Genomic DNA, 9,229 nt, shown 5'->3' on the forward strand with positions numbered 1-9,229 from the left:
GACGGGTTGTCGGGCAAGACACGAGGTCTCAGAACTCGATCGGGTACGGCTTGAGCTCGCCGCTTTCGTAGCGTTGCGGCAGGTTCGGCGTGGCGTTTTCCCAGACCAGCAGCATCGAGCGTTTGGTCGAGTAACCCTGATGACGGATGTCGGCGGGCATGGCGCAGATGTCGCCGGCACGCATGGTGATGCGGGCACGCGGATTGCCGTCGTCCTTGTCGCCGACATCCCAGATGATCTCGTCGGACATTTGCAGGAACCACTCGACCCGGTCATTGCCATGGAACACCGGCAGGATGAATTCTTCGGTGGTCGGGCAGAACAGGCTGGCCTTGCACACCGAGGTCACCGACGGGTTCCAGGTCACGTCGGAGCGCGACAGGTACTTGTGCAGGTTGAAGGCATGCAGTTCACCTTCGAAACCTTCGGCGGCGTGGATTTCCGGCTCGTCCTGCGGCACGTCGATGAACTGGCGATTGACCGGCAGATCGTTGCGCAGCGGTGAATCGTCCGGCAGGCCCGGCATGCGTTTGGTGGCGATGCGGAAGCGTTCGATGGCTTCGATGTTGTCGCCGTTTTTGCGGCCAAACGCGCTGCCGGTTTCTTCCGGCGCGGCGAACGGGTCGAACGTGGCGTTGGTCCAGTCGCGCAGGATGGCCTTGAACGTGGCCATGATCAGCGGCGTTTCGAAGTTTTCGGTGTAGTTGACGCCGGCGGCCTTGAGTGTGCCGTTGAAAGTGCCGGCGTAGAGGTCGACTTTGCCGTAGTAATTGCGGGTGCCAATGACCTGGTCGAAGTTGACCCAGCCGTAGAAAAAGCCCCAGGCCACGTCGCGCATCATGGCGCGCAGGAAGGCGTCGACCGGGATCAGGTGCGAGCGGGTCTGGCCTTTGGCGGGCCAGGTGATGCGGGCGAAATACTCGTCGCGCGACAGTTCGAAGGCGCCGAGTTCGAAGGAGCGGTAGCCGGTGACGGCATGAGGTGCGCTCATCTTGAGTTCATCGTCGGCAAACAGGGCGGTATCGGCAGCGGTTTCAAGCATGGCCATGGCGGGTTTCCTCTTGTTGTTGTGGGATGGGCGGTCGGGCTCGGCAGATCACTTGAAGCAGATGTCTGCCCACTTCTCGACCGACAACGGGCCTTTGATGGTCTGCTGCAGAATCACGCCCGGGCGACTGGCTTCGAAGCGATACGCCGTGCCCACCGGCAACAGGCACTGATGACCGCGCTTGAGCAGCACGTAACCCATGGGCTTGCCCGCCGGCAGGTCACCCGCCAGTTGCGTGCCCTCGCCTGCCTTGAGCGGCGAATCAAGCTTGAGGAAATCCACCCGCACTTCGCCGTCCATGACGATGGCGAACTCGTCGTGCGCGGCGGTGTACCAAGGCGATTGGCCTTCGGCGCGCAGGGTTTCAATCACGTAGCCGAGGTTGAGGCCGACGATGACTTTTTCATAAGGAAGGGATTTTTCCGCCACTTCGAAAATGTTCGAAAAGGCGTAGTGGCTGGCCTGGCCGCTGATGATCTCGACCGAGCCTTTGCTGTAGTTGTCCAGCGAGCCGAAGACTGTTTCGATTGCCGCGCTACTCATGGTTTTCACCGTTTTGTTGTTGTAGTAACAGTGAGTCAACAGTACGTCGCAGCCGATGCCGGAACAATTAGAGGACCAGCGACAACAGTGTTCGCGAAACGCAAACACTGTAGGAGCTGCCGAAGGCTGCGATCTTTTGATCTTGCTTGTAAAAAGCAACAGATCGCAGCCTCGTTGCACTCGACAGCTCCTACAGGGATCGCGCCGTTATCAGCGTACCCAACCCCGCTCCAGCAAGGGCTTGTCCCAGCATGGCTCATCGCCGAAATTCTCCACCAGAAAGTCGATCAACGTGCGCACTTTCAACGCTCGGCGCTGGGTTGCGGGGTACACCGCCGAGAAATTGAAGGAAGACAACGCGTACTCCGGCAGCACCGGAATCAATCGGCCACTGAGCAAATCATCGCTGGCTACCAGGGTCGGCAGGCAGACAATGCACACCCCGGTCTGCGCGTAATCGCGCAGTAAATGCACCGAGTTCGAACGTACCTGGCCCGGTAGGCTCAGCTCCACTTGCTCGTCGTCACGGGTGAAGATCCAGCGATTGCGCGACGGATAGCCCTCGTACAGGGCGATCTTGTGTTGCAACAGTTCCTGGGGATGGGTCGGCACCCCGAACTCGCTGGCGTAATCGGGCGACATGCAGAACAGGCGGCGCACGCTGAACAGCTTGCGCTCGATCAGGGTTTCGGCCATGGGCGGGAACATCTGGAACGCCACGTCGAAGCCTTCTTCGATGGGGTCCACCACGCGGTCGTTGACGATCACATCGACTTCGATGTCCGGATACAACCGGGTGAACTCGGCCAGCATTCGGCCAAAGTGACCAATGGCAAACCCCGGCAGCATCTGCACCCGCAGTTTGCCGGTGGGTTTGGCCCGCAGCTCGCGCATGTGCTCGGTCAGCGAGTTGAAGCCCGCGACCATGTCGGCGCATTCCTTGTAGTAGGTCTCGCCCACTTCGGAGAGCCGCACATGGCGCGTGCTGCGATGGAACAGCGGCGCATTGATGAACTGTTCCAGTTGCTGGATACGGTGGGTGATCACCGAACGGGTCACGCCCAGTTGCTGGGCGGCCTTGGCGAAGTTGCCGGTTTCGGCCACCCGCACAAAGGCTTCGACACTGAGTAAACGATCCATGGGGCAGGCTCTCTGGATGCTTTTGTTCTTATAGGAACAGCGAGGTTAGCCTGTCGGCACCTCGCACTCCAGATCCATGCTGCGCCTCATGGCCGGGGCGTAACGGACAACCGTCGCTGCATCGGGAAAACCTGCCAGCCCAGGCGTTCGCTGATCAGTCCCCACACTCCTTGCGGTGCCTTGAGCATCATCACCACCGCGACCATGCCGAGGATGATCATATACACCGCGCCATACTGTGCCAGGCAGCCGCGCAACACGAAGTAGATCAGCGTGCCGATCAACGGGCCTTCGAGGGTGCCGATGCCGCCGATGATCACGATGAAGATCACCACTGCCGTCCAGTCCTGCAGGTTGAACGCCGCATCCGGGGAAATCCGCAGCTTTTGCAGGAAGATCAATGCCCCGACCACACCGGTGCAACCGGCGGCCAGTACGTAAACCATCAGTTTGGTGCGGAACGTATCCACCCCGAGGCTGCCGGAGGCCGGTTCCGAATCACGAATCGAGGCCAGGGCCAGCCCTTGTCGCGAGCGCAACAAGAAGTACACCACCGCCACGGCGCCGATGGCGATCGCCAGTGCGGTGAAGTAGATCAACGTTTCGCGCCCGTCCCGGTCATTGCCGATCTGCCGCACAATCGCCGCCGGCAAGCTTTGCCCCGATCCGCCGCCCAGGCTGCTCATCTGCGCCAGCCCCAAACGGAACACCTCCGCCACCACCCACGTGCCGATGGCGAAGTAGGCGCCACGCAGGCGAAACACGATCAACGCCGTGGGAATCGCCAGCACCGCGACCAGCACCCCGGAAAGCAGAACCGCGAACAATGGCGGTATGCCGAACTGGGTCGCCAGCATAAACAGTAGATAACCACCGAGGCCGACGAACGCCTGCTGCCCTACCGAGACCATGCCGGCGTATCCCGCCAGCAAATTCCACATTTGTGCCAACGCCAGGTAATAGGCGAACTCCACCACCAGCCGCAGACTGGCGCGATCCGCCCACAAGGGCGCGCTGAGCAAAATCAATACGCACAGGCCCAGCAACGACAATCCGATGGTGCTGCTGGTGGTCGTGCGTTGTACGCGATAAACCGGCGCGGGATTGTTCAAGGCATTCATCAGTCGACACTCCGGGGAAACAGGCCACGCGGACGCACGACCAGGATCAGCAGAAACACAAGGTGACCGGCGAGGATTTGCCAACCGGGGTCGATTTTCGCGCCCACGGCCTGCGCGACGCCGAGAATCACCCCGCCCGCCAGCGTGCCCCACAGGCTGCCCAGACCACCGATGATCACCGCTTCGAAACCGTACAACAGCCGCGCTGGCCCGACAGTCGGGTCGAAACTGGTGCGAATGGCCAGGAACACCCCGGCAATCGACACCACGGCCATCGCCAGCGCCATGGCCAGGCCGAAGATGTGCGCGTTGTTGACGCCCATCAGCCGTGCGGTGTGCTGGTCATCGGAGGTGGCGCGAAACGCCCGGCCCAACGAGGTTTTGTAGAACAGCAGTTGCAGGCCGCCGATGATCAGCAACGCGCTGCCAAACACGATCAGCGGCATCACGCCGACGCTCAGGCTGCCGATGCCCACACTCGCCACCTCAAGATCGCCCTGGGACAGTTTCTGACTGTCGGCGCTGAAGAATTCCAGCAACACGTTCTGCACGATGATCGACAGGCCGAACGTCACCAGCAGCGGCGGCAGAATGTCCGTGCCCAGCGTGCGGTTGAGCAACAGCCGCTGAAGCAGGTAGCCGAAACAGAACATCAGCGGCACCACGATCAGCAGACTCGCCAGCGGACTGAAGCCCAGATGATTGACCACCATCAGCGCCAGGTACGACGCCAGTACGATGAAGTCGCCATGGGCGATGTTGACCAGGCGCATGATGCCGAACATCAGCGATAGCCCCACCGCGAACATCGCGTACAGGCCACCGAGCAACACGCCTTGAAGCAAAGTATTGAGCCATTCCATCACTAGATCCCGAAATACGCGGCTTTGATTTGTGCTTTGTCCGCGTCCCCAGCGCGCCCGGTCAGGGACACGCGCCCTTCCTGGAAGCAATAGAAGCGGTCGCACACACTCAGTGCCTGATTGATGTCCTGCTCGACGAGAATCACCGTGGTGCCGTCGGCCTTGATCGAAGGCAACGCGGCGTAGATGTCCTTGATCGTCGTCGGCGCCAGGCCCAGGCTGATTTCGTCGCACAACAGCAAGTGCGGGTTGGCCATCAGGCCACGGCCTATCGCAACCATCTGCTGCTGGCCGCCGGACAGCGCCGTGCCGGGGCGCTTGCGCAGTTTTTCCAACACAGGGAACAGCTGATAGATGCGCTTGAGCGTCCACGGTCCCGGGCGTTTGCTGTAGGCGCCGATCAGCAGGTTTTCTTCGACGCTCAGCGACGGAAACAGCTTGCGGCCCTCCGGCACCAGGGCGATGCCGCGCTCCAGCACCTGATTGGCAGGCATGTCGCCAATGGCCTGACCCTTGAAAGAAATAGCGCTCGGCTGGTTCTTGATCAGCCCGGCCAGCGAACGCAGGAAGGTCGATTTGCCCGCGCCGTTGGAGCCGATGATCGCCACGGTTTCACCGGCCTCAAGGGTCAGGCTGATGTCAAACAGCGCTTGAAAGTCGCCGTAGCCGGCGCAGAGTTTTTCGATGGTCAGCATGCGTCAGCTCCCGATGCCCATGTAGATGTCCTGGACGCGAGGGTCGGCCATGACGCTGCATGGCTCGCCTTCGGCCAGTTTGGCGCCGAAGTTGATCACCGTCAGGCGACTGACCACCGCCAGCAAGGCGTGCACGATGTGCTCGATCCAGATGATCGCGACGCCGGACTTGTGGATGCCCTGAATGGTTTCCACCAGTGCCAGGCACTCTGGTTCCGTCAGGCCACCGGCGATTTCATCGAGCAACAGCAAACGCGGTTGAGTCGACAAGGCCCGGGCCATTTCCAGGCGTTTGCGGTCGAGCAAGGTCAGCGAACCGGCCAGCACATTCGCCTTGCGCATCAGACCGGTGAGTTCCAGCGTCTGCGCGCACCATTGGCTGGCCTCCTTGTCCCGCAGCCGCGCCCCAAAGGTCGCGCCCACCAGCAGGTTCTCGAACACGGTCATTTTCACGAACGGGTGCGGGATCTGGTGGGAACGGCCGATGCCTTGCTGGCAGCGCTTGAACACCGGCACGCGGGTAACGTCGCGGCCTTCGAAATGAATCGTGCCTTTGTCCGCCGCCACGCCACCGGCGATCAGGTTGAACAGCGTGCTTTTGCCCGCACCGTTGGGGCCGATGATGCCCAGTGCTTCGCCCGATTGCAGGGTCAAGTCGATGGCATCCGTGACCTTCACCTGGCCGTAGCTTTTGTGCACATCGGTCATTTGCAGAAGTGGTTGTTGCATGGTGCACCCGTGTCCTGTTGCGCGATCAATACGTAATGGCCTGCATCTCGCCGCCCAACGGAATCGCCGGCGCGGTGGCATTGCTGGTGATGATCAGGTCGTATTTGTTGTCCTGGCCGAGGCGCCACTGGCCGCTGACCAGCGGGGTCTTGGCGACGTTTTTCACCGGTCCACCGTTCCAGTTGATCGGCCCGACCACGGTGTTGAGGTTGGTCTTGAGCAAGGCATCGCGAACCGCGTGTGCATCACCGACTTCTTCAGTGCGCTTGAGGATGTCCACCGCCAGTTCGAACAAGGCATGCACGAAGCCCAACGGTTGCGTCCATTGCTTGCCGGTGGCTTGGGTAAAACCCTGGGCCAGTTGCCCGGCACTGGCGCCGGTCAACGATGAGCTGAACGGGTGGGTCGGGCTCCACCAGATTTCGGTCGACAGGTTGTTACCGGCCTTACCCAACGCCTCGACGGCGGTCGGGAACAGCAGCGCCTTGCCCACCGACACCGCTTTGGGCTTGAAGCCTTGCTGGCGAGCCTGGGTCCAGAACGTGCTCAAATCCGGTGGAATCACCACACCGGTGACGATCTCGACATCGGCCTTTTTGAATGCGGCAATCTGTGCGGAGAAATCGTCGGTCAGGCTCTGGAAGCGGCCGGGGTCGACCAGTTGGAACCCCTTCTGCGCCAGCACCGGCGGGAAGCCGAGCTTCTGGTCGCCCCAGGCATTGCCATCGCCATCGTTGGGAAACAGACCGCCGACGACTTTGTTCGACGGCATCGCGCCCCACATCGAACTGTAAGCACCGATCACATCTTCCAGGCCCCAGAAGAAGTGGTAAGTCCACTCGAAGCCTTGATCCGGTTTGCCGCCCCGGGTGAAGAACCACGGCTGCCACGGGGCGACGGTGGAGATGCAGGGAATCTCGTTGATTTCGCATTGGTCGGAGACCGGGTTGGTGGTTTCCGGGGTCGACGACACCAGCATCAGGTCGACCTGATCCGACAGAATCAGCTCGCTCGCCACTTCCGCCGCGCGGTTGGGGTTGGACTGGCTGTCCTTGACGATGACTTCCAGGCGATAGGCCTTACCGCCAACGTTGATCGTGTTCTTCAGCACTTGCTTGAGTGATTCGATGATGTAGTTGTCGGCCGCCGCAAACGGCGCCAACGGCCCGGTCTGCGGGCTGACATAGCCGAGCTTGATCACCCGCTCACTGCCGATGGCAAAGGTGAACGGCATGCTCGCCAGTGCTACGCCACCGGCCGCAACGCCGGTGCTGCGCAGAAAATCGCGGCGGGAGAAATTGCGGCCAAACAGGTTGTTATCGTTGTTGTCTGTCATGTCAGTACTCCAAAAGCCCGGACGAACGGGGTCGCCACGTGTGGCCGGGCCAGCACGCAGGGTCAGGGGTAAACGGAAGAAGTCAGTTTAAAAGAACAAGCTGACGTCGAAGGACGCGACGACCTGCTTATCCTTTTGCCCATCGGCGTAGGCATCGCGACCGGGGCCGGAATGAATGTCGTAGCGCAGTTCCGGACGCAGGCGCACGTTGGGTGTCGGCGTCCAGGCCAGGTTGGTGGTCACGCCGTAGAAACTGCCCCAGGTCGGGTCCGGGATGCCGGTGTTCGGGTCGATGTTGGCCATCATCACGTGGACCGGCGCATCGGTGTAGAACCATTCGGCGCGGCTGTTCCACATCAGGTTTTCACTGAGTTTGTGATACCAGTTGATGTCGGTGCCGTACCAGGTCGCATCGTTCTTGTTGGCGAACCCGGCGAACGCGCCCTGCTCCTGGGTGCCGTAGTTCAGCTCCAGCGCCACGCGGTTGTTCGGGTCGAGCACTTGCGACAGGGTAAGGTACGACGCCAGGCGTTTGTAATCGTCGTCCTTGGTGCCGGCCGGCAATGGCGAGCCGCAACTGCATTCGGCAAAGCTGTCGCCGGCGCCGTTGCCGTAGATGTTTTCCCAGTCGATCCAGGTGCTGAAGTCCGCCGAGCGCCAGCGTACGTTGGCGATCACGTCCGGGTCGCGGTTGGGGTCTTGCAGGTTGTTCCAGCCCTGCACCACGCCCAACTCGAAACCGAGCATGCTCTCGCCCGGTGCCGAAGGCAGTTTGAACGAGTACAACGCGCCGGCATGTTTGGCCGGGCCGTGCATGAAGGAATAGGTGTGCGAGTAGAAGTCAGTCGGTGCGGGTGACGGCAAGGCGAAGCCGATTTCGTTTTCCAGCGGCGTGTGGAAAATCCCGACCATCAACTCAGAACCGCCGAGCACCGGGAAGTAGAAATTGACGTAGGCCTGGGCAACGGTGAATGCCGGATCTTCAGCCTTGTTGTCGCGGTTGACGCTCAGGTCCTCGTCCCAGCCGTAGGTCTTGAAATAGCGCGCATCCTTGCCGTACAGCGCGGTGACGTTGAAACCCCAGTCAGCCTCTTGCGGCATCGGACCGGGAAACGGCCCCACGCGGCCGATCACATTGCTCTTGGGTTTTTTCTCCACGGCCAAGGCGAACTGGTTGAGGTTCACGCCTTCGTCGGTGTTGAAAAAGCTCTGCTTGCTGACGTCATCCGTGCCGTTGTTGTTATAGATCACACCGGCCTGCGCCCAGCCGTAGACCTTGATCCCGTGTTCACGCTCAAGGCTGTCGCCGAACACGCTGCGCACCAGCGAACCCATGGGATCGTCTGCCGCCAGCGCCACAGAGGGAAACAAAACGCCGGCACCCAGAACGGGCGCGACCAGGGTTGCTGCGCAAACCCATGCACGAATACTCATACCTGCCTTCCTTATTTTTATTAGGCGCCAATCCCCCGAAGGGGCATGTGGCCGAAAGCAAGGTATGACGTCTTGATGAGCCCTGGCTTGAGCTCCACCCGATCGTTGGCGAATCGTGGTGTTCGGCGTAATGGAGGCTACAAGCCAGCCACTACACCAACAATTCCAATCTCGGCGACTTCAGTGTTTGCGTATTCAGAACAATGGCGGGGGATTTGCAGCAAAGCTCCCACATGGTTTTGTGGTGTGGCACAGAGATGCAAGCACCGCCCAACCCTGTAGGAGCTGCCGAAGGCTGCGATCTTTTGATCTTGCTTTAA

10 protein-coding genes are annotated in these 9,229 nt (G+C 60.9%); all 10 read right to left on the bottom strand.

Annotation, left to right across the window (positions count from 1 at the left end; translation table 11 throughout):
* Nucleotides 1-28: 28 nt before the first annotated feature.
* Entirely contained in the window at nucleotides 29-1,048 is a 1,020-nt protein-coding gene (locus ACW9JC_RS14880) for a hydroxyquinol 1,2-dioxygenase (protein WP_338580998.1), read from the bottom strand.
* Nucleotides 1,049-1,096: 48 nt separating this feature from the next.
* Entirely contained in the window at nucleotides 1,097-1,591 is a 495-nt protein-coding gene (locus ACW9JC_RS14885) for a cupin domain-containing protein (protein ID WP_338580999.1), read from the bottom strand.
* Between the two features lie 210 nt (nucleotides 1,592-1,801).
* Nucleotides 1,802-2,731, bottom strand: coding sequence for a LysR family transcriptional regulator (locus ACW9JC_RS14890; protein ID WP_338581000.1), 930 nt, complete (start codon nucleotides 2,729-2,731; stop codon nucleotides 1,802-1,804).
* Between the two features lie 86 nt (nucleotides 2,732-2,817).
* Nucleotides 2,818-3,852: a branched-chain amino acid ABC transporter permease gene (locus ACW9JC_RS14895; RefSeq protein WP_457455684.1), complete on the bottom strand. Its 1,035-nt coding sequence runs from the start codon at nucleotides 3,850-3,852 to the stop codon at nucleotides 2,818-2,820.
* Nucleotides 3,852-4,715: a branched-chain amino acid ABC transporter permease gene (locus ACW9JC_RS14900; RefSeq protein WP_338581002.1), complete on the bottom strand. Its 864-nt coding sequence runs from the start codon at nucleotides 4,713-4,715 to the stop codon at nucleotides 3,852-3,854. The genes ACW9JC_RS14895 and ACW9JC_RS14900 overlap by 1 nt, the downstream gene beginning before the upstream one ends.
* Nucleotides 4,716-4,717: 2 nt before the next feature.
* Nucleotides 4,718-5,410, bottom strand: coding sequence for an ABC transporter ATP-binding protein (locus tag ACW9JC_RS14905; RefSeq protein ID WP_457455687.1), 693 nt, complete (start codon nucleotides 5,408-5,410; stop codon nucleotides 4,718-4,720).
* Nucleotides 5,411-5,413: 3 nt separating this feature from the next.
* Nucleotides 5,414-6,139, bottom strand: coding sequence for an ABC transporter ATP-binding protein (locus ACW9JC_RS14910; protein ID WP_457455689.1), 726 nt, complete (start codon nucleotides 6,137-6,139; stop codon nucleotides 5,414-5,416).
* 25 nt (nucleotides 6,140-6,164) lie between these two features.
* A complete protein-coding gene (locus tag ACW9JC_RS14915) occupies nucleotides 6,165-7,475 on the bottom strand; it encodes an ABC transporter substrate-binding protein (protein WP_416127020.1) in 1,311 nt (436 codons plus the stop codon).
* Between the two features lie 87 nt (nucleotides 7,476-7,562).
* A complete protein-coding gene (locus ACW9JC_RS14920; RefSeq protein ID WP_457455692.1) occupies nucleotides 7,563-8,909 on the bottom strand; it encodes an outer membrane beta-barrel protein in 1,347 nt (448 codons plus the stop codon).
* 137 nt (nucleotides 8,910-9,046) lie between these two features.
* Nucleotides 9,047-9,229: hypothetical protein (locus ACW9JC_RS14925; protein ID WP_457455693.1), on the bottom strand; the 183-nt coding region annotated here is incomplete at its 5' end.

The sequence above is a fragment of the Pseudomonas sp. SDO5591_S426 genome (assembly GCF_054070755.1).